This window comes from Allohahella marinimesophila (genome assembly GCF_039538005.1).
In the GTDB taxonomy this organism is placed as follows: Bacteria; Pseudomonadota; Gammaproteobacteria; order Pseudomonadales; family Oleiphilaceae; genus Allohahella; species Allohahella marinimesophila.
The window spans coordinates 165929-189450 of record NZ_BAABBO010000011.1 but is presented as its reverse complement, the minus strand read 5'-3'; the positions used below and the strand labels follow the sequence as shown (position 1 = coordinate 189450).

The window sequence follows — 23522 nt, the reverse complement described above, 5'->3', positions numbered from 1 at the left end:
GATTACGAAGCATGCCACCACTTTGGTCAGACCTGAGCAAAAAGATGTTCGGCCAGGGCATCTGCCAGCGCTTCTCGCCCCGGATCAGCCGAACGTTTGCGATTCTCGGGAATCAGGTCGCTCCAGTGTGCGTTAGCTCGCATCTGCCGCAACCATTGACTCCAGGCCTTGGGCAGATCACTGGCATCCACGGAGGTCATTTGCATCTGTCCCTGCATGGCGTGCCCCCGAGAGCCCAGATCTGTCAGAAGCTGAAGCTGCCTCAGCCATAACAGCCGTAGCGTCGGCTCATCCACGCACAGAGTGCGTTTGCCTGTCATCGCCGCCTGCAGGTCGCGGCCATACCTCGCCCCGGTCGAAAAAATGGCGCCCGCCAGCGCGCCAGTCGCCGCCGCTGCGCCCAGCGATATGAAGCCCGTCAGACCATCAAGCACGGCGCCTACAGCTGCTCCCTTCGCTGCACCACTACCAGCCTCGACGCCAAAGGCCCGCAAGGTATTCACATCGAATAGATCGAGCTTCCAGCTACCGTCCTGGACCGGCAGAAAGGCTTCGCGAACATCGTCTGGTGCGAAGCGATGAAGCCTGATGATCTGGCGGCTGCAGGCCTGCTCGGCCTGTCTCGTCAGATCCTGCAATGCAGAAATCTCGTTGCTCTCGATTGCGGCCCTGGCCGGCTCGACGGATCGCAGCGTCTTGCGATAGCTTCCCACATTGATGATTAACTCAGCTACCGCCGCCGCAGAGGCCCGCCGGATCTGCAGTGCCTGGGCATGCCTTTCATCAATCAGCTGCTGGACCCTGTCGTAATGCTCACCAAGCAAAGACTGAATTTTCTGAAACAGGCGCTTTTCATCTTCGAGTCGAAACACCACGGTGTCGTATTGCACCTGGGCATGGAAGTTCAGCTGACCAAGGTAATCACGCCATTGCATACTGTGGTTGGGAAACTGGTGGATAAAGTTGAGCACTGGTATCACGGCCCTGCCAGCGAGGCTGAGTACGTACAGCTCATCCCGGTACTTGCCTACCAAGGGCTCTCGCACATCGATGACGTAGAACAGCAGATCGCTGGCGAGCAACTGACGCACGACCTTGAGCTCCTGGTCGAGCGCCTCAAAATCGTCGGCGCGGGCGACAAACTGTCTCAGTCTTGCCTGCCCTGTATCGTCGCGCCCGGCCGGCAACTCCTCCAGCGCGCTGCGAAGACCAATGGAATCCTCGAGGCCAGGCGTATCATGAAGCTCAATGACCGGCTGCTCCCGACAGAGTATCGTCGCCGCCTCGACATGGCGTGTAGTGCCCGGATGATTGGACACTTCACCAAAGCGGCTGTCACGCAACAGCGTCCGCATCAGAGATGTCTTGCCGACGTTCGTGTGCCCTACAATGGCAATTTTGATCGGCGCCCGAGGTGCCGTGCTGACTGGCCTCGAATCAACCTGCATGGTGATTGCCTCCGACTGCAGATGTGTCAGGCGAGCCATCAGGCTGCAGGGGCAGCTGGATGAGGTCGTCCAGAGAGATGTCTGTTGCAGCCGCAAGTCGATACCAGTCTTCAAGGCGGCTCGCATCTGCAGGGCGATCGGCTGGCGTCAGCAGTCCAAGGTGCAGGCGACCCCTGAAGTGTCTCTTCAGGGCCTGCACAATTCTTCGCACGCCACGATCTGGCACCGTTGAGAGGTGAGACCAGAGCACGAGGTGGGCGCTCGAAGTATCAGCCGCCGCAGCCATGACCGCCTGCTCAGACGCCGCATCGTCGATACAGCCAAGATTGTTCTGCGGTTGCAGCATTGCAGGCGGCCAGTGAAGCTGCGGGTCGAGATAGATTGCTGCGATATCATAGGTGTCGGGCAAAGCGACAGGGACTGAGGAGACATGACCTACCTCGGCCTCAGGCACGCTTCGCCGATCAGGATCGATGACGCCGCCGCGCTGAAACCCCGTGAGCAGCTGCTGGCGGAGGGCAACGTAATAGGGACTTGCGAAGTCCACTGCTACCGTTCGCAAGGCTGCGACCCTTCCAGTCAGACTGACTATCAGCAGAATGGTTCTCGGTAGCAAGCCCCAGATGATCAGACTGGCCAGCAGGAGATTTGACCACAATACCCGCGAAGCGCCAGCTATTTCCGGACTGCTATCGATTCCGGCACGACTGATCCGAACGACCTGAGCGTCCGGCACCGCGACTCCAAGCAGGCGGGGAAGCTCACCCAGGAGAAGCGTCATCTGTTCGAAGGCCTCTGCAGACAGCACTGTGGTGGCCCATATGAAATCGTACTGCCGCAGCGACAGTAAAATCAGTGTCATCGCGAAACCGCCAATCAGATACGCTGCCCAGATGGCATGACTCAGCACACTGACATTCCAGAAGCCGAGTGCTCCTCGGCTCTGCAGGCGGGCCCACACACTGCTGACTGTCGTGACGGATAAAGGTGGCTGGGCGGACCGCGCTTCCTGATTGGCCTCAGGAGCCTCATGCGCAAACAGACGGGACAGTTTGCGCACCAGCCAGAGTGCGAGGACTTGCAGCATTGGCGTCTTGACGGCGGTGGCGCGCAATTGACGGCCGATCAAGGCCAGCAACCAGAACAGAAGTGCTGCCGTATGCACACCGAGCAGGACCACGAGTAGCCAGAAGAAGTTGACGGTATGCTGGGCCAGATCGAAACCCTGTGCTGCCGCGCCAGCCCCCAGAAGCCCGAAAAGCAGACAGAGCACCCACAGACTCTGACCGGCAGCTCGGTCGACCCGGGCGTGCAAGGCGTCGAGCCGCAACAAAGCCAACAGCCAGCTGGCCCGTGCCCTGGCGATACGCTCGAATCCTGATGACTGTCCGTTCGGCTCAGCTTCCGACAGTGCCCCAGCCTCGGCTTCACCAATTACTACTGGCGATATCAAGTCCGGCTGCTGCTCGATATAACGCACAAACTCGAGACGATAACCCGTGTACCTCAGACTCCTGCTGACTGGCTGAGCACTGCTCACACTACTGCCGCTCTTTCGTTGCACGCGAATCTCACGCCCCTTCTTTTAGCGATGGCCCAGGCATGTTTTCCTTGAAATGTTGTCTGTTGAGTTTGCTGACGACTTCATCGTAGTACCGGCCGACATCGCTCTGAAATTCCCTCAGCATGAGTAGACGCTCTTTCTCGCGCTCGAGGTCGCTCATGACTTCGAGCAGATGATATTGCTGTGTCAGGGCATTTGTCAGGCTGAGCAGATAGGTCCGCTCGAAATTGTCGTCGGTTCGTCCGAAGAATGGTGAGTACGACAGTAGCCGGTCTGTCTTGGCCGAGTTCCAGGTCCGCTTGCTGATTTCCGGGTATCCGGTGTTAGCAAGATCATACATTGGCTCGTCTTTAGCCATGGACTCGAGATATTCGGCCATGCTCGCCTGATCAGTGGCCAGTTCATTCACAAGATCACCAAAGCCGTCGGTCGACGCCTTGAAATTGAGAATGGTGTCAGCACCTTTCAGGGTCGATGTTAGCTCATATAGCTGGGCATACCCGTTTTCCAGCACAGCCTTCCCGCTCACGTCTCCTGACGGCGAATGCTCCTGGCATCCGAGCAGCCAGAAGGACAACAGAAACAACAGCCCTTTCGGGAATAACATCATCGAGGTGGCAAAACGGTTTGCAGCCATTTTGAAATGTCCTCGATCTGCCGTGGATGGACGCTATGCCCAACTGGATAAGTCTTGTAACTGACCTGCAGACCGAGGTCACATAGAATCTTGCAGGCGCTCCGACCCAGCGATTCGCTGACGATGTCGTCAGCCTGTCCGTGCATGATCAGCACAGGCATATGCTGGCACTTCTCCTGAAGCTCACGCCACTGCGCATCCTTCTGCGTCGCAAAATAACTGGAGAGCACCATCAGGCCAGCGAAAACCCTGTCATCTGATGCAGCCAGCTCGTAGGCCACAGCGCCACCCTGTGAAAAGCCGGCAATAACGATGCGCTCCGGAGGAATGCCTCTGGCAACCTCCCGGTCCACGAAGGCCGCAATCTGTTCTGCAGACGCCCGTAACTGGCCTGCATCGATTGTCCGATCGATATCGATGGACGTAATGTCATACCAGGCAGGCATGACATAGTGACGATTTATGGTCACCGGAATGGCCGGCGCATGTGGGAAGATGAATCGTATTGCGGCATCAGCCGGCAATCCGAGCTCTGCGACAATCGGCCCGAAATCATTGCCGTCAGCCCCGAGACCGTGCAGCAGGATCACCGCGGCATCAGGCTGAGGGCTGGTTTCGATTTCCAACGCTGGTAACATGTTCATTCCTTTTTTAACCAATGTTCTGTTTACGAAGCAAACGAGCGCCAGACCACACGATGCTGACAACCACGCACTTCCATAACAGGTTTACCGACGAACTCGGTGGCACCACGCTGGAGATGCGCATCCCACAGCAGCTTGCCGACAGTTTTTATGCGCCCTGTGAACCAGAAAAGGTTCCCAAGCCTCGGCTACTGGCCTGGTCGAATGATGCGGCAGCCAGTGCGGGACTGCCCTCGCTTGACGACGACCCAGAGCTTCGGCAGACCCTCGCAGATATCTTTACTGGCAATACGCTGTTGCCAGGCATGAATCCTGTTGCGACAGTGTATGGTGGCCATCAGTTTGGCCACTGGGCAGGCCAGCTTGGCGATGGCAGAGCGATATTGCTTGGCGAAACCTCAGGCATCGAGCTTCAGCTAAAGGGTAGCGGAAGAACGCCATTCAGTCGCGGCTCTGATGGCCGGGCTGTGCTGCGCTCCTCAGTCAGGGAATATGTGTGCAGCGAAGCCATGCATCACCTCGGGGTTCCCGGCACCAGAGCGCTATCGCTCTGCAGCACCGGAGCTGAGGTCGTCAGGGACATGTTCTACGACGGCCATCCGCGCCACGAGACAGGCGCCATCGTCTGTCGCACGGCACCAAGCTTTCTTCGTTTCGGACACTTCGAGATCTTCGCTGCCAGAAAGCAGTTCGAGTGTCTGCGGCAACTGGCGGACTTTAGCATTCGGCACTACTTCCCCGATATTCACGCCGATCGGGAACAATCCGATTCAAAAACGACGTATTTACGATGGTTCGAAGCCATCTGCCACCTCACGATGGACATGATCGTTCACTGGAGTCGCGTTGGTTTTGTTCACGGCGTCATGAACACCGACAATATGTCGATTCTTGGCCTCACCATCGATTATGGACCGTTTGGGTGGCAGGAGGACTTCGATCCTGTATTTACGCCCAACACTTCGGACAGAGAAGCGCGCTATTGTTTTGGCAATCAGCCAGGCGTAGCGAGATGGAATCTGGCCTGCCTCGCCAATGCCCTTTACCCACTCATCGAAGATGTGCCAGCCCTGACAAAGGTGATAGAAGGCGCCGAACAGTATCTGGTCGCGGCCATGCACAGCATGCGACTCGGCAAACTAGGGTTTAGCCCGGCCGATCAGCACAGCCTGGCACATTCTGAGACCACGGCTCTGCTCACAGACCTTGATGCGCTGATGAAAACATCGAAAATGGATTTTACACTATTTTTCAGTATGTTGGGAGAATCTGATGTGCTGGAGGCGAAGCTGCCGAACCCGGAGGCTCAGAACATGCTTGCCGAGCGGCTGTCGTCTGCTGCCTACAAGCCACTGGACGAAAATACCCTTCAACTTTGGGCAGGGTGGTTCGCAAACTATTCACGAATTCATGCAGATCTGGCGGGCAAGTCGGAGGAACAAGGCGAAGGCGGCAGGCGTGCAGCCATACTCAGCAGCCACAACCCGGTCTTCATACCTCGCAACTATTTGCTGGTGAGCGCCTTTGAAGCGCTAGATGAGGGCGACGCGAGTATTCTGGAAGATCTGATGCAGGCGAGCCGTGAGCCTTATAGAAGATTCACGGCTATCGACGTATACGGCAAGCGCCCTGATTGGGCAGATAACTATCCTGGCGCAGCGGCCTTGTCATGCAGTTCATAACGGCCCGGAAGTAAAGATGCGCAGGGTTAGCAGCCCATTCTTTCATGCTGTCTGAAGCAACGCAGGTTCATAGCTCGGCTTAGGTTCGGAAGAGCCCTTATCAATGACGGGCGCACTGGCCTGACCGCTGATTCCGAAACTCAGGGCTATGACAATTCTGCCTTCCTCGAGTGCTTCACGATATGGTCGCGACTCATTGACTGACATGCCGGAAGCCTGGAAGTAATCGTCGTGCCCGCTCGTGACGCAGCGGAACGATGAATTCACCTTCGCGCAGTCCTTATGGGCCTTCAGACGTCGAAGCAGCGTGATCTGGTTCGGAGAAATCCCAACGCCGGTAAGACTATTCACGATTTTGTCAGCTACGTCATCACACGTTGCTACGCTATAGAGCATCTTTGCCATCACTGCTTCTCCAACTCACTATGAAGTTTTAATACGTTATCGCCGTCGTCCGTTTCGATGTAATAAGCCGGGTTTTGCTTGCTGCCGTGCCGAGTTATCTCGCTTCCAGCAATCTTTCTGCTCACCGTCTTTTCGAAACTGCTTTTGACTTTACCGGCACCTTTGCCCTGCCCCCACTGCCATTCGACAGTGGCGCCTTCTTGATATTTTGTGGTCACGATCCAAACCTCCATGCGTGCCGTAGCAATCAATGTAGTGTCACAATCGCCTCATCGGCGTAGTGGGAGCGACTGATCGGTCGAGGAAGTTGGGATAGCATCCTTGCTTACAGACTCGCGCCTGGTCCTGCTTCGCTTACACACACAGCCATATATCCAATAAACAGGCCAATTTTTTTATGTTCTGTAAATTCAGATGCTTAGCCTGTATCGGTGTGTGCGCGGGCTGATTTTGAAGGGAGAATTGCGGTCGATTTTGCAGATTAGGGTTGAAGCGGCGTGAAAGATTTACAAGGCGAAACTGGACGAGAGTATAAAAAGGATGAAAACGGGCGTCTTCATCCCCTGGACTGAACAGGCCCCTGAATCAACACCCATGGTGCGATCACAAGTGCCCAGAATTCGGGGTTCTGCTCTGCCCAAAGTAAAGCATCAGCATCAGTAGGCCCGTCAATCTGATGATTGGCCTGAAGCTCGCTGACGGCTGCAGTGTCGTTTTTTACGATACTGAAGGCGGTTTCGACCAGATTGATATCCTCAGCCACCCGAATCAATGCTCCCCTGGCGAAATGAACCTGAAGTTCGTCCCAGTGAATGAGGGCTGTCTGCTCAAGCAATTTTGCAAGATGTGCCTGGTCCTCACTCTTCATCGGGCGTCTCGCCAATGCGTTCAGCCAGATCATCCGGTGGCAGATTCTGCCTGATGGCGAAGCCCATACCGCGCTTGCCGGTATCGTCCGAAGCATTGTAGATAAAGAACGAGTCATCCCCGTTCACAGCGCCGAGGCCACCGCCAAAGTTAAGTACACCATTCGAGTCTACGAAAAACTGCACTTCTGCAGTTCGCGGCGCGACATTGCCAGCCACATCGATCTGACGGCTTTCACCGATACCTTGATCGTTGAGGATGAGTTCTGCAAAAGTCGTCACGGCCACGCCATCGTCGACATAGGTTTCCATCTGCCACCAGGCCCCAGCCAGCGAGGCATCGCTCTTTCCGGCGGAGGCGCGAACGCAAATCTGCTGACTCTGAAAATCCCGCAGTCCACCGCTAGGTGCACTGTAAATTGTCTCAACCACGCCTCTTGGCCTGTTGGCGACGGCCTCATAAAACTGTCGCGATGCGAACAGCACACTGCCATCGACATTGGCTGCGCCGTAGGCCGCGACGTTGCAGTACTGTGGTCGGGCTTCTACTCGGCGCTCCAGTCCATTGCCCTCTCCGGCATCATCTCTCGGATCGATAAGGTAGTCGTCCCCACAATCGATGCGGAAGGTGTCAGCGACGACATCAGCAAAATAATTCTCATCGAGATTTGGGCCAGGCGAAAGGATTGGCTGGGTTGGCTCGAGTGGATTGGCCTGCCTGGCACTCGCATCGGAAATCAGCAGTGCGCCGATACCACCGATCGCGGCGGAACCTCTGATGTAGTTGAAGGGGCGTGGACTGCGGTTCTGCTCGAGCAGACCAGAGTCGTTGAGGTAAGTGTATGCGCCAGTGCCATCCGGATTGAATGTAGCCTCCATCGACCAGACCTCCGGAAACGCCATCTCTGCACCGTTCTTATCATAGCCGACACTGTATTCAAGGCAGCGGTATGGGCCCAGCGTCAGATCAGGCTGGAAGCTGTTGAACTCTTCCTCGGTGGTATTATTTGGCGCGGCCCGTAAAGACAGGGAAATGTTATTACTGCCCGGATCGGCCATCAAAATCATGTCACCGTTAGAGGTCCTGTCCCCAACCTGCCGCTTGTTGGCCCGCTCCCCAAGCCAGCGTTCTGGCGTGAAGCGATAGGTGAACCCGCGGATGAAACCGTGCGCTTCCTTGGTGTCGTTATAGGAAAACCAGTCCTGATGCCCCCCACTGGAAGAGCCGTTGATACCGGTCCTCATATAGCGTGCCCGGTTGTCTTCGAGTATAAATTCCGTGGTATTGAACTGCCCTGCCACCAGGCTCGGCGCGCCTCTCACGAAAGGTTTCTTCGGCTCGTTTTCCAGTTCGCTACAGCCACCAAGGCCGACCAGCGCGGCGAGAGCCACGGCCAAAGACACTGGGCGCCTCGTGAACGCCTTTATGGCTTGCGCTACGAAAAGCGGTGATACACTGGCTGCGCACGAATCTGGTCTTGTCATCAATCTTGTCTCAGCTTTGATTGCTTCTGTATTGTAAGGCGGTGGCCTGAACTGGAATGCCCGCGGCATTGGACCATCTTACCCGCTCTGACTGCCAATAAAATTGAAGGAATCGGCACTATGCAGTCATGCGGCCAGGTATTCCTCTAGTTCGCCGCAGATATGCTTCATCAATTGCTGGGGGAAGACCACGCAATGTGGGTCACACAGCAGCCCGATCTGCACAAAGCCGTTGTAGCTCAGCAGACTGATGCCCAAGCCTGTTTCGCCGCCCTGAGGGACCCAGAACATCAACTCGTTCACTGCGCTGCCCGCAATGAAGCGCTGCTCCTTCGAGCCTGGCACATTCGACAGGACAAGACTCGTCTTGTTGCTGAACGCGTCCATCAGCGGCTGCTGAAGCATCGTCGGCATCAGCCCGGTAGCGCCGATGACAATATGAGAGAGCATCGGTTGCACGGAACCTTTGAGCGCCCGCATGTCGTGCTTGGTCTTGTACAGGCGTTCAACACGATTCCGCAGCCCTACAGCTAGCGGGATGAAGATCGTACCGAATTGATTACCAAGCAGGTCGTCCTCGTCGTCCGGCTGCTGCGCCGCGGTCTTCTCGACCGTACTGTCCTGCTGCCCCTGACTCGAAGGCCTGAGGTTCACGGGCACCGTGGCACGAAGCTCGAGATGCTCATCGACGCTCTGGTGCTCCGCAAGATACTTGCCCAGGCCTCCAGCCACGCAGGACAGCAGAACATCATTGACGCTTGCGCCGAATTGTCGTGCGACCGCCTTGAAATCATCGAGCGGTAGCCTGGAAGACCAGAGCGCGCGCTTCTGCTCGCCAAGCCTCTGGCTCATCACCGTTTCGGGATCTCTGGGCAGTGCTGCCAGCCTGGCCAACTCCGCTGCAGAGTTGAGCAATTGCAAGCCCCGCCCTTCCAAGGTTTCGGCCTTGAGCCAGCGATAACGCTCCGGGCTCAACCTGAAATTGAGATGAGTCACCCGCTCGACGCCATGACTGACCGCCTCCAGACCCGCCTTGACCCTATCGGCTGTTCGGCGCCGCGTTGATCCGCTGGCACCGGACTGTCGCCCGATTTCCGCTTCGTCGTCAGCATCCGGCCCGCCTGCCGAGACTACCTGGTGATCATCGGTGAGAGCAGCGAATATTGAAATGAGAGCGAGGCCATCAGCATAACAATGATGAACCCGCATGATGGCGACGCTTTGCTGCTCGTAACCCTCGAGCAGTATGAATTCCCATAAGGGGCGATCGGGCGCAAGAGGCAGGCTTTGCAGACTACTGACGAAGTGCTCGAGCTCCGGCTTACCGGCGCCAGGCGGCAGGCATTCGTGCCGAATGTGCCGCGAAATATCGATGTCATCCATCTGCTCCCATAAATAGACGCCGGAATGTACGACCGGGCGACAACAGAAACGGTGCAGATGAGCAAAGCGTCTTTCGATAAGTTGTCTGAACTGTGACGGCGACAGCGGATCTGTGATCGCCATGGCTGTAATGATCATATGATTGGTGGGCCGGTCCAGGCGCAGCCAGGCGGCATCGTTTCCACTCACAGGATCAATCGGAAAATCACTAAGCATGACGTACTCTAACGAGAGATTCGGCTGCGGCGCAATCAATTGTATTGTAATTGCTCAATTGACCCTGATCGGTCAAAGTGCCCATCTTAAATGTTCGTAAACTGCCGTCCATTCGTACTACACTAAGGCCAGCAGATTTAATGAGATCGCTGTCACAATTTAATAGACAATAGTACGTGCATCCTGACGTCAAAGGAGGAATATGAGCAGTCTTGCGGAGACTAAAAACCGGCTTCTAAAGCCCGTCTTGCCTACCTATTCCGAAATGTTCTCCGGTCGGGTCTATCAGGTCGGCGAGGGTTCGGTAGCCGTTCGAAACCATAGTTCGGAAGCGAGGCATACCGTTATCGGTGTGCACGGTTTTCTCGAGAATTTCTGCTATTACACGCAGTCCTACCAGGCCGCTGACACCGAACTGATTCTGCTGACCTGTAGCGGCTATCATCTGCCTGTGAGCGGTCCTACAGTCATGACCGCCGGCTGGCAGACAGATATCGACGCGCCGGCCGGTACAATTTCACATGACGCCGCCATACTTCTGCAGACGCTGGCGAATCTGCCGACCGCGCCTCATGTGCGCATACATGGTCACTCACGTGGCTGCGCCGTCATCATGGAAGCTGCGATGCTGCGCCCCGACCTGTTCGAAAATGTCGAAGTGGTTCTCGAAGCGCCTGTTTTACCGGAAGGCCGGCTGCATCCTCTGGTCAGACGACTGATCAAACCGATGAATCATACCACCTGGCCGCTCTTGATTCGGCTGATCACTTCCGCGCCGTCCGCATCCTACGCGCCAACCTTCTTTGGCACGCCGACCAATCGAAAGCGCCAGCTGATGCCGCATATCTTCACGTCGATCAAAGAGTATATGACGCTGGTTCACAACATCGAAGACCTTCGGGACTGGATGATGAGTCGTGACAGCTCGGCGTATGAACACATTCCGAATGGGACCATTCTGATACCCAAAGTCGACCGGGTTCTGGACAGGGCTGCCATGCTCAAAAGTGCTCGTCAGTCGCACAATGCGATCAGCATCGTCGAAACCGACGCCAGCAGTCACTTCATCACTCTCGACTGCGAATCCTGGATACCGAAATTGCCCGCACGACTCGCCCAGGCCACGCCGATCCGGCCAACGCTAGCCAGGACAGCTGAGTAATCGGCGACAGGCAGCCGGTATCAATCGCCGTTCATCACTCAAGAAAACGCATGTCGAAACACAAGCTCCTTGGAGTCAAGCCCAGATCAGGCGAAGCCCAGCGCCTGCAGCAGTCACTGCTGGATTATCATCACTACCGCCACGAGAATCGCTCACCTGAATCCGACCGGACCCAATCGGTGGCGGCGCTCCAGGCAGTGCAGATGGCTCGACTGACTGAGACGCATCGCGATCTCATCGAGTCCCCGAGATATCATGAGGCCCTGGTTTTTCTCCTGAATGATCTCTATGCGCCACATAATCTCATGCAGCGGGATGCCGACCTCGAACGGATATTTCCAAAGATCGTCAAGCTGCTCCCTCAGAAACTGCTTGGGGTAATGGCGGATCTTACCGATCTCAATATGTTGACACAGCAGCTCGACGACCGTCTGCTCGACACGCTGTTCGACGACTACCTGCAGGCTGCTGGCGCAAACGCAAAGGACGCTGCTTCCGAAGCGGCTTTTGCTGACTGGATCACTGGTATGTCGGACGGTCAGTATGCAGCGGCATTCCGTCACTGTGACAACAGGGATGATCGCTTGAGGCAGATTCAGCTGACCAGCACGCTCGGCATCGAGCTAGAACGCTACGTGACCAGTCGTAGCATTCTGTTCGCGCTCCAGATCAGCCAGGGCGCCGCCGAGATGGCTGGCCTGGCAGAACTGCATGGTTTCCTGATGCGCGGCTTCACGGCCTTTCGCAATATGGGGGGCGTCACAGAGTTGCTCGATACGATCTCAAACCGGGAGATTGCACTGCTCGAGCACCTGTTCAGTCATGAGGCTGACGAATTGCGGCAGATGGAAAAACCTTTCCGGCTCTGAAGCCGCTCAGCCTCGTACCAGATGATCGAGGTGTCGATGCAGCTCCTGTTCGATCCGTGACTTGAAGGGCCTGGCGAGCAGACCCAGATGGAGGTCGACATCGATGCTGTTTTCATTGACCTTGAGATCACCTTTCACGCCACTGCGCTTGAAATCCAGCTGGTTACCGTTCCATTCGTAGTTGACATTGAATTCGCGTCCCAGATCTTCAGCCAGCGCCTCTGCCTTTGCCCTTGCTTCATCCATTGGCAGGTTGTGCTGACGTGATACTTTGATGTTCGACATATCTGTGGTTTCCATGGCCGTATTAAGGCTATCAGGTTAAGATAACGAGCTCGCAGCGACAAGCGATCGCGCCGGCGCAACGTTCCGATACTCTGGGTACGTAGTCCGCTGGCAAATGTTTCTCCACAGGAAGTACAGGCAGCGCGCATGAGTCAGGACAGCAACACCCATTTCGGATTCAGTCAGGTTCCGGTCGAACAGAAACAGGCCAAGGTAGGCGCTGTGTTCGATTCGGTCGCGAGACGTTATGACGCCATGAACGATCTCATGTCGTTCGGCGTCCATCGTATGTGGAAGCGCTTCACCATTGCGAAAAGCGGTGTTCGCAAGGGCTATTCAGTACTCGACATCGCCGGCGGTACTGGCGACCTCAGCCGGAAGTTCGCCGATATCGTTGGACCGGAAGGGCGCGTGGTGCTGGCAGACATCAATGCCAGCATGCTTGAGGTGGGTCGAACACGCATGCTCAACGAGGGCTACGCGGCGCCACTCGAGTATGTGCAGGCCAATGCTGAAAAGCTGCCGTTCCCGGAAGACAGCTTCGACTGTGTGAGCATCGCCTTCGGCTTGCGCAACGTCACCGACAAGGACGCTGCACTCGCTGAAATGTGCCGCGTGCTGAAGCCTGGCGGTCGCCTGCTCGTGCTCGAGTTTTCCAAGCCGCAGAATCCGCTGCTGGCGAAAATGTATGACGCGTATTCTTTCAAGGCCCTGCCCATGATGGGCAAGCTGGTCGCACAGGACAGTGACAGCTACAAGTACCTGGCCGAGTCCATTCGCATGCACCCAGATCAGGAGACCATGCTTGGCATGCTTCAAACGGCCGGCCTCAGTCTGTGCAAGTACTATAACCTCAGCGATGGCATAGTGGCCCTCCATACCGGCATCAAGGCCTGACCGGCGCAGCTCATGATCGAGAGAATACTGAAACGTATCAATGCTGTACTGGCCTATGACGCGGCGTCTGCCGAGTCCCTGCGGGCGCTGGACGGTCGCCTGCTTGGTATCGACATCGAGACTGCGCCCGGCAAGCCAGTCGTCATCAGGCTCGGATACCCACTACAGCGGGCCGACGACATCGCCAAGTCACCCCTCCCGGATATGGTCTGGCTGAAGGGCACCCCATTGCAGCTGCTCGCAGCATTGAAAGGTCAACGCGAGTCGGTGAAGGTCGAGGGCAATGTGGAGTTGCTCGATGCGCTCGAGACGATCCGGGCCGGGCTTGATATCCAGTGGTCCCAGCTGCTTGCAGAGACGCTGGGTGTCGAAACTGCGAGTGTGCTGGGGAGCACCGCCAGCGGTACACGGCACTGGATACGCAGCACCACCGAGCGCTTCCGCAGTGATGTTCTGGCCTATCTGCAGGACGAACGCGAAGCCATGCCCCATCCCCGCGAGTTCGAGCAGTTTGCCGAAGAAGCGCTGGCACTTCGTCAGCGAGCCGACAAGGCAGAAGCGAGACTGGCGATCCTCGAAGCACAGTTGGCAGAGAAGGCGACTGGCGTTTGAGTAGTGTGTGGCGCTGCCTGCAGATTCTATGGGTGTTCAGCCGCTATCGGCTGGACCGCCTCATTCCGCGCGAATACTGCTCCAGGTCGCTGGCGCTCATCCTTACCCTCGGACCATGGCGACTCTTTCCAACGCCGCCGGGCAACCGTGGCGATGCTTTCCAGAAGGCCCTGGAAGAGCTCGGACCCATCTTCATCAAGGTAGGGCAACTACTCTCCACACGGCCTGACCTGTTGCCACCGGATATCGCGATTCCCCTGAGCCGTCTGCAGGATGAAGTCGCCCCTTTCGATGGTGCTGTCGCACGCGCCATCATAGAGCGGCAATGGCAGTGCCCCATCGAGTCGCGAGTACTGGATTTCTCGGAAACACCTCTGGCCTCGGCTTCCATCGCGCAGGTGCATACTGCCCGTCTGCCGGACGGTCAGGACGTCGTCATCAAGGTGACCCGCCCGGACATCCGGGTGCGCATCGATCGCGACACCCGGCTAATGGCGCTGCTGGCAGACTTCGTCGAGCGCAGAGTCGACCAGGGGCATCGCCTGAATGCCCCCCAGGTAGTAGCAGACTACCGGCAGACGATTCTCGACGAAATGGATATGCCCAGGGAAGCCGCAAACACATCGCAACTCAAGCGTAATTTTTCCGCCGTCGCTGATGCCCGACTGCTCTACGTGCCGGCTGTGCACTGGCCGCTAACCGGCGAGCGTGTGTTCACCATGGAGCGCATCCATGGCATTCCAATTTCTCAGGTGGCCACGCTCAGGTCTCTGGATGTCAATCTGAAGCTGCTAGCCGAACGTGGCGTGGAAATATTTTTCACCCAGGTGTTCAGGGACAACTTCTTTCACGCCGACATGCATCCGGGGAATATTTTCATCGATGCTTCGAAGCCTGAGGACCCGCGCTACATTGCCATAGATTGCGGCATCGTCGGTTCGCTCACCGAGGAAGACCAGGCCTATCTGGCGAAGAACCTGCTTGCTTTCTTCAGACGTGATTACCGCGCAGTGGCCACTTTGCATGTGGCTTCAGGCTGGGTGCCTGCCGACACCCCGGTGAGCGAGTTCGAAGCCGCTATCAGGACCGCCTGCGAGCCTATTTTCGAACGGCCCCTCGCGGAGATTTCCTTTGCCCACTTTCTGCTGAGACTGTTCGAGACGGCCCGGCGCTTTGAAATGGAAGTGCAGCCCCAGCTCGTGCTGCTGCAGAAGACGCTGGTGCACATTGAAGGTCTCGGTCGTACCCTCTACCCTGAGCTTGATCTGTGGCAGACTGCGCAGCCTTATCTGGAGCGCTGGATGAAGTCGCGGATCGGACCGCCCGGTTTATTGCAGGCCATGCGGGAGCGGCTTCCCGAGTGGCTCGAGCATTCACCTGAAATGCCTGAACTGGTGTATAACGCCTTGCAGAACATCGCCGGCGGCTCCGGGGTCGGCGGGCATCTGCAGTACCGCGAGCGGCAGGAGCAAAGCCGCTCGCGGCGCGCCACGGCTGGTCGCGGTGCCGCCGATGGGAATGGGCGGACATGGCCAGAGAAGAGCAAAGGTAACGGTCGCCTGTCGGCCAAGATCATTGCCGTGGCGTCCATCGCCCTGCTCGCCCTGTCCGCTGGCGTAGCTGGCTTCTTTGTCAGCAACCCGCCCGACTGGGTAGTCTGGATCGAATCCAGGCCCTGGCTAGTGCCTGCCGTACTGCCTCTGGCCGTCTGGGCGGTCATCTGCGCATGAGTCTGATCAATCACCATACCACGCCTGTGGCGGGGAGCTGAACATGTTTACAGTCGACACGGCCATCACTGAGGCCTCGGCCTTTCTTGACGAGATTCGCTGGAATCACGACGGCCTCGTCAATGTGGTCGCCCAGGATGCTGAAAGCCGTGAAATATTGATGCAGGCGTGGATGAACCGCGAAGCGCTGCTAGAGACACTTCGGCGTGGCGAGGTGGTCTACTGGTCGCGATCCAGGCAAAAGCTCTGGCACAAGGGTGAAGAGTCAGGCCATGTTCAGAAGCTTCATGCGCTCCGGCTCGATTGTGATGGCGATGTGATCGTCGCAGACGTTGAGCAGGTCGGTGGCATTGCCTGCCATACCGGTCGGGCCAACTGTTTCTTCCGCACCCTTGCAGTGACTGGCGCAGGCCCGGAATGGGTGACGAACAGTGCGGTACTGAAAGATATGAGCCAGGTGTATTCGCAGCCTCAGGGCACAAGCCACCGTGATTCGGAAACAGGAGACTCATGAGCGATAAAGAACACCCGCAGGATGGTGCTGCGGACGCAGATAACGACACTGGCACAGCGCTGGTCACTGACTCCAGCCGCGTATTGATTGAACTCGACCGGGTGCTGGCTGGCCGCAAGAATGCGCCACCCGATTCAAGTTACGTCGCTACGCTGTATAGCAAGGGGTTAAACAAGATATTGGAGAAGGTTGGCGAAGAGTGTACCGAGACTATTCTGGCAGCCAAGGATCTTGAGAGCGGACAGCGATCGGGAAGCGCGGAGGTAGATCGGCTGAAGCACGATATGGTATCGGAGACCGCGGATCTCTGGTTCCACTGCATGCTGGCACTCCAGCATTTGGGCTGCTCTCACGAAGATGTGCTGCGCGAACTGGCCCGGCGATTTGGCCTCTCCGGCATCGACGAAAAAAACAGTCGTAAACCCTGATGCACCACTCCTTGTCATAGTGGTGTAATATTCACAGACGAGGATGCCAGATCACGAGTGCTGGCCCGAAACTCAGTCAGACACCATAAACGCGCTCCAAAGACGAATTGCTGAGAAGGCAAACCGTCAACGACGCTCGATCGAGAGGTTAGGTATGGGTATTTCAATGTGGCAGTTACTGATCGTACTGGTGATCGTTGTACTGCTCTTCGGCACCAAGCGACTGAAGAATATCGGCTCTGACCTGGGCGGCGCGATCAAGGGCTTCAAGAAGGCTGTTGGGGAAGATGACGCCAACAAGGTTGATGCCGAGGCTGAGCAAAAGAAAACAGCCAACTCACAGATCAGCGAGCAGACTCCACAGGGCAATGGTTCGGACCCCCTGGCTTCCGAAAGCAATTCGGGCTCGGCCGTGGAGACACAATCAGCGGCTGATACCAGAAAAAGCTGATCCCTCCCTGTCAGGAGGTAGATCGCTTGACCGGCCTTTGTGTGGTAAACCAAGTGTATGTTTGATATTGGCTTTCTTGAACTGGTATTGATCGCGGTGATTTCACTGCTGGTCCTGGGACCAGAGCGTCTCCCTGGCGCTGCGCGGAGTGCGGGCCTCTGGATAGGTAAATTTCGACGAATGGCTTCGCAATTTACCAGCGAGATCGACAAGCAGCTGAAGGCTGAGGAGTTCCGCGAGAAGTTGCGCAAGGAAGGCGACACGCTGGGCGTCGAACATATACAGGGCACCGTCCGCCAGGCGCTGGACAGGGCGAAAGACTTCGAGGACAGCATTGTTCGTGAGCCCATCGCTGGCACAGAACCAGTGAAGTCTCGTCCAAGCAGCAACGAACAACCTGCGCAAGCATCGACACAGCCAGCCGCTACTTCCAATGAGCAGCCGGCGACACAGATCGACAAATCACCTAAACCGCAGCCTGATCAGGCAAACGGGGAGCACACGAAACCATCATGACCGACGAGTCCGACATGCAGGAATCCGGCGAACAGTCGCTGGTCAGTCACCTCGTCGAACTCCGCGACAGGTTGCTGCGTTGCGTTCTCTCGATCGCCGTCTGTTTTATTCCGCTCTATGCCTTTGCCAATGAACTTTATGCAGCAGTGTCCGAGCCGCTGAGGGCAGCCCTGCCACCCAACGCCACCATGATAGCGACAAACGTGGCCTCGCCTTTTCTGGCCCCGTTCAAGCTGACTCTGTTCACCGCATTTTTCGTGGCTGTGCCTTACATCCTTTACCAGATATGGAGCTTCATTGCGCCGGCGTTGTACCAGAAGGAAAAGGGTTTTGCGATCCCACTGTTGATTACAAGCGTCCTCCTGTTCTATGCCGGCGTCGCTTTCGCCTACTTCGTCGTATTTCCGCTGGCCTTCGCATTCTTTGCCTCCACAAGTCCGGAAGGGGTGGCGATGATGACGGATATCAATAGCTACCTCGACTTCATTCTGAAAATGTTCTTCGCCTTTGGTGTCGCCTTCGAGATTCCCGTCGCCACCATACTGCTGCTCAAGACTGGCCTGACTTCCATTGCGAGTCTGAAGGAAAAGCGGCCTTATATCATTGTCGGCTGTTTCGTGGTGGGCATGGTGTTGACACCCCCTGACGTCATTTCCCAAACGCTGCTGGCGGTGCCGATGTGGTTGCTCTATGAAGCCGGCATATTTTTCGCCAGGCACCTCGGCATTGAAGGCAGTGCTTCCGACGAGCAACCCTCCACGCCCTGATGAACCTGCTGCTGTTGACGCCTGAGGAGATCGCAGGCGAGCTCGTGTACCTGCCTGCCACCGACCGCCGAGCCATCCATCTGCTCAGGATCGTAAAGGTCGTCCCAGGTGATCACCTCGAAATTGGTGTGCTCGGAGGGAACCTGGGGTTTGCCGAAGTGATTGGCGTTGAACAAGATGCGCTCACACTGAGACCAGACGCGCTGGCCATCATGCCGCCCCCGCCGTTGCCGCTCACACTTGTACTTGCCTTGCCGCGACCCAAGATGCTGCGGCGCACCTTGCAGTCTGCAGTGTCTCTCGGCATCAAGCGAATCTGTGTCTGCCACGCGAGGAAGGTCGACAAGAGTTACTGGCAGTCACCCTACCTGAGCGAAGCGGCGATGTTTGCCAACACTATCCTTGGGCTCGAGCAGTCGATGGACACGCAGCTGCCGGTGATTACCCTGCATCAGCGCTTCAAACCCTTCGTCGAAGATGAGCTGCCTGTTATCGCGCAAAATTCCCGGAAGCTGCTTGGCGCAGTGGATGGTCGGCCGTCAGCAGCGTTTCGTGGACTTCAGGATGAAGCGGTCACGCTGGCGGTCGGTCCCGAGGGTGGTTTTATTCCCTATGAAGTCGAACACTTCATCGAAGCCGGCTTCGAGCCGGTGTCGCTGGGCCAGCGGGTACTGCGGGTTGAAACAGCCCTGCCAGCGCTGGTCGGTGCCTTGCTGCTCTGAATGCCAGCGATGCCACAGTAGAGCGCCAGTCCTGCCTAGTTCATCGCCAGGCTGATGATTTTCCGCTTCAGCGGATGCAGCGCGTGCACAGCTGACATCCCACGATTCAACAGATTGTTCAGCAGGGCTGAGCGGCTCGTGAAGCCTCTGTGAAAGCCCTCCATCATGGCCATGACAGCCAGATTGTCGGGCCGCCGCTGCAATTCGTATCGCCGGAGCGTTTCAATATGACCGGGAAGCAGTCCGCGGCCGAGCCCTCGCTCTATGGATGCCGCCAGCGCGGTGACGTCTTTCAAACCCAGGTTCACCCCTCGCCCTGCCAGAGGATGGATAACATGGGCGGCATCCCCTATGAGTACTGCCGCATCCATATGATAGCGCCTGGCATGACACTGTCTCAGCGGCACCGACACTCGCTTGCCGGCCGCTATCGCTGTGCCAATACAGCCTTCGGACGCAGCGTTCAGATGCTGAAGAAAAGTCTCATCATCAGCAGCCATGAGTGCTCGCGCTTCGTCATGATCCTGCGACCAGACAATGGAAATGAGTCGGCCTTCATGACCACCTGGGGAGCCCTGCTGTCCAAGGTGGGCTCGCAGTGGCAGGAGCGCCAGTGGCCCACTGGGCGTGAAGTGCTGCCAGGCAACACTGTCATGTGATTCATCAAAGGCCACTGTGGCCACAATCGCCTGCTGCCCGTAATCCCACTCACGTGTCGGAATATCCAGCAGTCTGCGAGTCTGTGAACCCGGACCATCGGCGCCGACTATGAGGCGGCTCGATAGTGTGAGCGCCTTTGCAGGAGGCTCGCCGTCTGCTGCGATGGTGTCAATGGTCAGCAAACGGCTATCATCCTGCGCTGGCAGAATGCCCCGCAGCTTGCCCCTGACCAGTCGCAGCTGCGCCTTCGGTTCAGCTGCGGCTGCAGCGAGTCGCTGATACAGCGCAGCCAGCACAATGCGATTCTCGACGATGCAGCCCAGGTCGGGCTGCTGGACATCCATGGCATCGAAGCCAATTCGACCGCCGTTGCGGGCGTCCCAGATTCGCATGCTGGTGTAGGGCTGCGCGGCGTCCTGAATCGAAGACCAGACCTCGATATCTTCAAGCAGCCTCCGCGATGCCGGCGACAAGGCACTCACTCTGACATCGTAGGTCGCGATATCGCCTGATGGGGCTTCCGCCTGAACCTGCTTCACAGCCGCTGCATTCAGCGCAGGACTCGGATCCACCAGTGCAACCCGCAGGCCTAGTTGCAGCAGGCGAAGCGTGAGCGCAGCGCCAACCAGTCCTGCACCGATGATCACAGCGTCGTAGGCCGCAGACGGACCTGTGCCGATAGCGGGCGTCTGAGGAGTCATGAGGGCATGTTCTCTTCTGCAAGGGCTTCGATCCGAGGCCGCTGTCTGGGCTGCCAGGGCGCAGCCTGCGGCGCCCAGAGCCCCATAGCCGCTTCGGCAAACTCTCGACGTGCGAAGGGCATGGTGTTGAGCATGGCAAATCCGACGCGCCGAGACTTGCGCAGTGCCGAGACTACCGACACCGGCAGCCAGCGATTGGGCCGGTCGTCTTCAACAGCGGGTCGTGTACTCCCCGGCCGCATGAACAGCTCCACCAGCAGGTCGGTTATTTCAATCAGCATACGCTGATCGGCATACCGCGCTTGTCCATAAGCCGCTAAACCTGCATTGATGGCGGTCGCATCGGCATTCTGCATCTCGCGAGCAGTCAATATATTGGCCAGCGCCCCGACATCACGCAGCGTAAGGTTGAAGCCCTGCCCCGCGACTGGATGAAGAGTGTGTGCAGCGTTGCCGATGACTACGCATGCGGGGCCGATCTGGCCAGGCATGTCCAGCAAGGAGAGTGGGTAAGACTGGCGGGCTTTCACGGCGGTGAAGATGCCCGGCTCAAATCCGGCGAGACGCTGAATTTCGTCAATGAATGCGGCGTCTTCAAGCGAATTGATGCGCTGCGCACGCTCACTGTTGACCGTGACGACCAGTGAATACCAGAGGTCGCCATCGCCAGCCAGAGGCAGAAGCGCGATCGCACCTTCATCGATAAAGCGTTCGAAGGCCCGCCGTTCGTGACCAGTTCGACTACGGATATTGGCGATGATGGCCACCTGCGCATAGTCATGTCGATGCTGCTCGAACATCGCACCGGACTGCTCCGTCAAGCTTGCGCTGCAGAGTTCTGCAGCCTTGCCGCCATCGGCAAAGACGAGTAGGTCGAAGGTGTCGCTGACCACGCCATCTGACGTGTCGAACTGCAGTACCCAGCGCTGCTCCGGTGTCAGCTGGGCCTGTGTCAGTGTAGCCGGCGAGCGTAGACGAAAACGCTGGGCGTCTGCGCGAGCAACCTGTGACAGCATGCCCTGGCCAAGTACTTCATTGGGTATGACATAGCCGAGCGCTGGCACGCCACACTCTCGGCTACTGAGCGCGACCTGCCCGAACTGACCGCGCTCGCTGACCGCAATCTGCTCGATTGGCGCCGCCCATCTGGCAATATCCGGCCAGACGCCGAAACGCTGCAGCAGTTGCTGACTCGAATAACTCAGTGCACTCGAGCGGCGATCCGCAACGGCATCTACGCTTGCTGCTTCGGCGCTCGCAGTCACGCCGCTATCGAAGGCGATAGCGCGCTGTTCAACGAGCGTAAGGTCCAGATGATGTGCAGAGCGCACCGCCATGGCTAGCGCAGACCCTGCCAACCCCCCACCAATGATGGCAACTTTCAGCATGTTATCCCTGGCTGCCGGCTCATGACGCCATGAGCTGTTCAATATCTTCCGTGCGTTTCGGCACTTTCTCGGTCAGAACATCAGGACCATTCTTGCCCACACAGACATCGTCTTCGATGCGGATACCGATACCGTGCCAGCGCTTGGCCACACCGTCGGCATCGGGATCGATATAAATACCTGGCTCCACGGTCATGACCATGCCTGGCTCAAGCTGCCGCCACTGCCTATCGACCTTGTAGCTGCCGACATCGTGAACATCCATGCCCAACCAGTGACCGGTCTTGTGCATGAAAAAGCGCATATAGGCCTTGGTCTCCAACAGCTCATCCATCGAGCCCTTGAGTATCTTGAGATCTTTCAGACCCTGTGTAATGACCCGGACGGAGGCCTCATGAGGCTCGTTCCAGTGCTTGCCGGGCATGACCTGCTGAATCGATTGCAGCTGCGCTTCCAGAACGATGTCATACAAGGCTTTCTGCTCGGCAGTGAAGCGACCATTGACCGGAAAGGTCCTGGTGATATCTGCTGCATAATAGGCTAGCTCGCAGCCGGCATCGATCAGCACCAGGTCGCCATCTTTCAGCTTCTGGTTGTTCTCCCGGTAATGCAGAATGCAGGCATTCGCACCGCCACCGACAATCGCCGGATAGGCCCAGGACACTGCGCCCTGACGGGCAAATTCATAATTGATAATGGCTTCGAGTTCGTACTCGTACATGCCGGGCTTGCAGAGTTTCATGGCAGCCATATGAGCTTCGGCGCTGATACGGCCAGCTTCTCGCATTACCTTGATTTCCTCCGCACTCTTGTACGACCGCAGATGATGCAGGTTGTACTGCAGCGGCTTGATGCTGTCGGGGAGGCGCGCGCCTTCGCGAATCTGGGTGCGGATGCGGTTCAGCCAGCGGGTAACGTTCGCATCGAAAGCCTCGTTGGCCCCATAGTCGTAGAACACTTCACTGGCGCTTTCGAGCATGCCCGGCAGAATGTCATCGATATCCTTGATTGGAAACGCATCATCGAAGCCGTATGAATCGACCGCTTCGCCCTGCCCGATGATCCGGCCATTCCAGCGCTCCAGCTCTGGCTCCTTGTCCTGACAGAAGAGCACGGCTTCGCCATGCGGATTGCCAGGTCGCAGCACCAGTACCGAGCGTGGCTCGGGGAAGCCGGAGAGATAATAGAAATCGCTGTCCTGCCGATAGGGAAACTCGACGTCACGGTTACGAATGCGCTCCGGTGCCGCTGGCAGTATGGCGATACTGTCTGCGGGCATCATGGCCATGAGCGCCGTACGCCGGCGGTCGAACTCGCGACGGCTGATCTTCGCTGGGCCAGTCGTGTCCGGACGTCGGGAGGCGCCCCGACCCGTGGCCGCCGCGCCCTTGCCCGCTGCAGGCTTTCTGGCTACGGTGTTTGCTCTTGTTGCTGTCTGGCCTGCCACAATCTGCTTCCTTCTTATTGAAATGGACAACTTGAGTCTGTTC

The 23522-nt window shown here is 57.4% G+C and carries 25 protein-coding genes; 12 read left to right on the top strand and 13 right to left on the bottom strand.

Annotation, left to right across the window (positions count from 1 at the left end; genetic code table 11):
- Positions 1-26 precede the first annotated feature (26 nt).
- Genes ABD735_RS13080 through ABD735_RS13065 form a run of 4 tightly spaced genes read right to left on the bottom strand, consistent with a single transcriptional unit; the run spans position 27 to position 4287 of the window.
- A complete protein-coding gene (locus ABD735_RS13080) occupies positions 27-1448 on the bottom strand; it encodes a GTPase/DUF3482 domain-containing protein (RefSeq protein ID WP_344807107.1) in 1422 nt (473 codons plus the stop codon).
- Complete coding sequence (locus ABD735_RS13075; RefSeq protein WP_344807104.1) at positions 1438-3012, bottom strand: DUF2868 domain-containing protein; 1575 nt, start codon at positions 3010-3012, stop codon at positions 1438-1440. Before ABD735_RS13075 ends, ABD735_RS13080 begins: the two co-directional genes overlap by 11 nt.
- 7 nt (positions 3013-3019) lie before the next feature.
- On the bottom strand, positions 3020-3649 hold the full coding sequence (locus tag ABD735_RS13070) for a hypothetical protein (protein WP_344807102.1): 630 nt from the start codon (positions 3647-3649) through the stop codon (positions 3020-3022).
- Positions 3619-4287: an alpha/beta hydrolase gene (locus ABD735_RS13065; protein WP_344807100.1), complete on the bottom strand. Its 669-nt coding sequence runs from the start codon at positions 4285-4287 to the stop codon at positions 3619-3621. Before ABD735_RS13065 ends, ABD735_RS13070 begins: the two co-directional genes overlap by 31 nt.
- A gap of 59 nt (positions 4288-4346) precedes the next feature.
- On the opposite strand from ABD735_RS13065, the gene ABD735_RS13060 reads away from it, so the two are divergent.
- Entirely contained in the window at positions 4347-5975 is a 1629-nt protein-coding gene (locus tag ABD735_RS13060) for a protein adenylyltransferase SelO (RefSeq protein WP_344807098.1), read from the top strand.
- A 42-nt stretch (positions 5976-6017) separates the two neighbouring features.
- On the opposite strand, the gene ABD735_RS13055 is transcribed toward ABD735_RS13060, so the two are convergent.
- From ABD735_RS13055 to ABD735_RS13035, 5 genes are all read right to left on the bottom strand, one after another.
- Complete coding sequence (locus ABD735_RS13055) at positions 6018-6326, bottom strand: hypothetical protein (protein ID WP_344807096.1); 309 nt, start codon at positions 6324-6326, stop codon at positions 6018-6020.
- 53 nt (positions 6327-6379) lie between these two features.
- Positions 6380-6598, bottom strand: coding sequence for a hypervirulence associated TUDOR domain-containing protein (locus tag ABD735_RS13050; protein WP_344807094.1), 219 nt, complete (start codon positions 6596-6598; stop codon positions 6380-6382).
- Positions 6599-6936: 338 nt separating this feature from the next.
- Positions 6937-7248, bottom strand: coding sequence for a DUF2288 domain-containing protein (locus ABD735_RS13045; RefSeq protein ID WP_344807092.1), 312 nt, complete (start codon positions 7246-7248; stop codon positions 6937-6939).
- The gene (locus tag ABD735_RS13040; protein ID WP_344807090.1) at positions 7238-8650 is read right to left on the bottom strand and encodes a hypothetical protein; all 1413 of its coding nucleotides are present in this window, start codon (positions 8648-8650) and stop codon (positions 7238-7240) included. The genes ABD735_RS13045 and ABD735_RS13040 overlap by 11 nt, the downstream gene beginning before the upstream one ends.
- Positions 8651-8857: 207 nt before the next feature.
- Positions 8858-10330 carry a wax ester/triacylglycerol synthase family O-acyltransferase gene (locus ABD735_RS13035; protein WP_344807088.1) on the bottom strand — a complete coding sequence of 491 codons (1473 nt, stop codon included), beginning with the start codon at positions 10328-10330 and terminating at the stop codon, positions 8858-8860.
- A 202-nt stretch (positions 10331-10532) separates the two neighbouring features.
- Here ABD735_RS13035 and ABD735_RS13030 point away from each other — a divergent pair, with 202 nt between their 5' ends.
- Positions 10533-11492: an alpha/beta hydrolase gene (locus tag ABD735_RS13030; protein ID WP_344807086.1), complete on the top strand. Its 960-nt coding sequence runs from the start codon at positions 10533-10535 to the stop codon at positions 11490-11492.
- A 50-nt stretch (positions 11493-11542) separates the two neighbouring features.
- Positions 11543-12361, top strand: coding sequence for a DUF8198 family protein (locus tag ABD735_RS13025; protein WP_344807084.1), 819 nt, complete (start codon positions 11543-11545; stop codon positions 12359-12361).
- A 6-nt stretch (positions 12362-12367) separates the two neighbouring features.
- On the opposite strand, the gene ABD735_RS13020 is transcribed toward ABD735_RS13025, so the two are convergent.
- Positions 12368-12646, bottom strand: a complete 279-nt coding sequence (locus ABD735_RS13020) for a polyhydroxyalkanoic acid system family protein (protein WP_344807082.1) — start codon at positions 12644-12646, stop codon at positions 12368-12370.
- 147 nt (positions 12647-12793) lie between these two features.
- Between ABD735_RS13020 and ubiE the strand changes: the two genes are divergently transcribed.
- The 9 genes from ubiE to ABD735_RS12975 all read left to right on the top strand — a co-directional run bounded on the left by ubiE (position 12794) and on the right by ABD735_RS12975 (position 19283).
- Complete coding sequence (gene ubiE / locus ABD735_RS13015) at positions 12794-13543, top strand: bifunctional demethylmenaquinone methyltransferase/2-methoxy-6-polyprenyl-1,4-benzoquinol methylase UbiE (protein ID WP_344807080.1); 750 nt, start codon at positions 12794-12796, stop codon at positions 13541-13543.
- 12 nt (positions 13544-13555) lie between these two features.
- Entirely contained in the window at positions 13556-14155 is a 600-nt protein-coding gene (locus ABD735_RS13010) for a hypothetical protein (protein ID WP_344807078.1), read from the top strand.
- A gap of 5 nt (positions 14156-14160) precedes the next feature.
- On the top strand, positions 14161-15885 hold the full coding sequence (gene ubiB, locus ABD735_RS13005) for a ubiquinone biosynthesis regulatory protein kinase UbiB (RefSeq protein WP_344807403.1): 1725 nt from the start codon (positions 14161-14163) through the stop codon (positions 15883-15885).
- Between the two features lie 43 nt (positions 15886-15928).
- Positions 15929-16399 carry a phosphoribosyl-AMP cyclohydrolase gene (gene hisI, locus ABD735_RS13000; protein ID WP_344807076.1) on the top strand — a complete coding sequence of 157 codons (471 nt, stop codon included), beginning with the start codon at positions 15929-15931 and terminating at the stop codon, positions 16397-16399.
- Complete coding sequence (locus ABD735_RS12995) at positions 16396-16827, top strand: phosphoribosyl-ATP diphosphatase (protein ID WP_344807074.1); 432 nt, start codon at positions 16396-16398, stop codon at positions 16825-16827. The genes hisI and ABD735_RS12995 overlap by 4 nt, the downstream gene beginning before the upstream one ends.
- A gap of 154 nt (positions 16828-16981) precedes the next feature.
- The gene (tatA, locus tag ABD735_RS12990) at positions 16982-17278 is read left to right on the top strand and encodes a Sec-independent protein translocase subunit TatA (protein WP_344807072.1); all 297 of its coding nucleotides are present in this window, start codon (positions 16982-16984) and stop codon (positions 17276-17278) included.
- Positions 17279-17335: 57 nt separating this feature from the next.
- The gene (tatB, locus tag ABD735_RS12985; RefSeq protein ID WP_344807070.1) at positions 17336-17794 is read left to right on the top strand and encodes a Sec-independent protein translocase protein TatB; all 459 of its coding nucleotides are present in this window, start codon (positions 17336-17338) and stop codon (positions 17792-17794) included.
- Entirely contained in the window at positions 17791-18561 is a 771-nt protein-coding gene (tatC, locus tag ABD735_RS12980) for a twin-arginine translocase subunit TatC (protein ID WP_344807068.1), read from the top strand. Before tatB ends, tatC begins: the two co-directional genes overlap by 4 nt.
- Positions 18561-19283 carry a 16S rRNA (uracil(1498)-N(3))-methyltransferase gene (locus ABD735_RS12975; RefSeq protein ID WP_344807066.1) on the top strand — a complete coding sequence of 241 codons (723 nt, stop codon included), beginning with the start codon at positions 18561-18563 and terminating at the stop codon, positions 19281-19283. The genes tatC and ABD735_RS12975 overlap by 1 nt, the downstream gene beginning before the upstream one ends.
- Before the next feature lie 35 nt (positions 19284-19318).
- Here the strand turns inward: ABD735_RS12975 and ABD735_RS12970 are convergent, their stop codons facing one another.
- Genes ABD735_RS12970 through pepP form a run of 3 tightly spaced genes read right to left on the bottom strand, consistent with a single transcriptional unit; the run spans position 19319 to position 23479 of the window.
- Positions 19319-20644 carry an FAD-dependent monooxygenase gene (locus ABD735_RS12970; RefSeq protein WP_344807064.1) on the bottom strand — a complete coding sequence of 442 codons (1326 nt, stop codon included), beginning with the start codon at positions 20642-20644 and terminating at the stop codon, positions 19319-19321.
- Positions 20641-22074: an FAD-dependent monooxygenase gene (locus ABD735_RS12965; protein WP_344807062.1), complete on the bottom strand. Its 1434-nt coding sequence runs from the start codon at positions 22072-22074 to the stop codon at positions 20641-20643. Before ABD735_RS12965 ends, ABD735_RS12970 begins: the two co-directional genes overlap by 4 nt.
- Positions 22052-23479, bottom strand: a complete 1428-nt coding sequence (gene pepP, locus ABD735_RS12960) for a Xaa-Pro aminopeptidase (protein ID WP_344807060.1) — start codon at positions 23477-23479, stop codon at positions 22052-22054. The genes ABD735_RS12965 and pepP overlap by 23 nt, the downstream gene beginning before the upstream one ends.
- Positions 23480-23522 lie beyond the last annotated feature (43 nt).

Bases quoted from the DNA above. Each gene is read 5' to 3' on its own strand.
- ABD735_RS13080 (WP_344807107.1), bottom strand. From the start codon at position 1,448: ATGCAGGTTGATTCGAGGCCAGTCAGCACGGCACCTCGGGCGCCGATC.
- ABD735_RS13070 (WP_344807102.1), bottom strand. From the start codon at position 3,649: ATGGCTGCAAACCGTTTTGCCACCTCGATGATGTTATTCCCGAAAGGG.
- ABD735_RS13065 (WP_344807100.1), bottom strand. From the start codon at position 4,287: ATGTTACCAGCGTTGGAAATCGAAACCAGCCCTCAGCCTGATGCCGCG.
- ABD735_RS13060 (WP_344807098.1), top strand. From the start codon at position 4,347: ATGCTGACAACCACGCACTTCCATAACAGGTTTACCGACGAACTCGGT.
- ABD735_RS13045 (WP_344807092.1), bottom strand. From the start codon at position 7,248: ATGAAGAGTGAGGACCAGGCACATCTTGCAAAATTGCTTGAGCAGACA.
- ABD735_RS13035 (WP_344807088.1), bottom strand. From the start codon at position 10,330: ATGCTTAGTGATTTTCCGATTGATCCTGTGAGTGGAAACGATGCCGCC.
- ABD735_RS13030 (WP_344807086.1), top strand. From the start codon at position 10,533: ATGAGCAGTCTTGCGGAGACTAAAAACCGGCTTCTAAAGCCCGTCTTG.
- ABD735_RS13025 (WP_344807084.1), top strand. From the start codon at position 11,543: ATGTCGAAACACAAGCTCCTTGGAGTCAAGCCCAGATCAGGCGAAGCC.
- ABD735_RS13020 (WP_344807082.1), bottom strand. From the start codon at position 12,646: ATGTCGAACATCAAAGTATCACGTCAGCACAACCTGCCAATGGATGAA.
- ubiE (WP_344807080.1), top strand. From the start codon at position 12,794: ATGAGTCAGGACAGCAACACCCATTTCGGATTCAGTCAGGTTCCGGTC.
- ABD735_RS13010 (WP_344807078.1), top strand. From the start codon at position 13,556: ATGATCGAGAGAATACTGAAACGTATCAATGCTGTACTGGCCTATGAC.
- hisI (WP_344807076.1), top strand. From the start codon at position 15,929: ATGTTTACAGTCGACACGGCCATCACTGAGGCCTCGGCCTTTCTTGAC.
- ABD735_RS12995 (WP_344807074.1), top strand. From the start codon at position 16,396: ATGAGCGATAAAGAACACCCGCAGGATGGTGCTGCGGACGCAGATAAC.
- tatA (WP_344807072.1), top strand. From the start codon at position 16,982: ATGGGTATTTCAATGTGGCAGTTACTGATCGTACTGGTGATCGTTGTA.
- tatB (WP_344807070.1), top strand. From the start codon at position 17,336: ATGTTTGATATTGGCTTTCTTGAACTGGTATTGATCGCGGTGATTTCA.
- tatC (WP_344807068.1), top strand. From the start codon at position 17,791: ATGACCGACGAGTCCGACATGCAGGAATCCGGCGAACAGTCGCTGGTC.
- ABD735_RS12975 (WP_344807066.1), top strand. From the start codon at position 18,561: ATGAACCTGCTGCTGTTGACGCCTGAGGAGATCGCAGGCGAGCTCGTG.
- ABD735_RS12970 (WP_344807064.1), bottom strand. From the start codon at position 20,644: ATGACTCCTCAGACGCCCGCTATCGGCACAGGTCCGTCTGCGGCCTAC.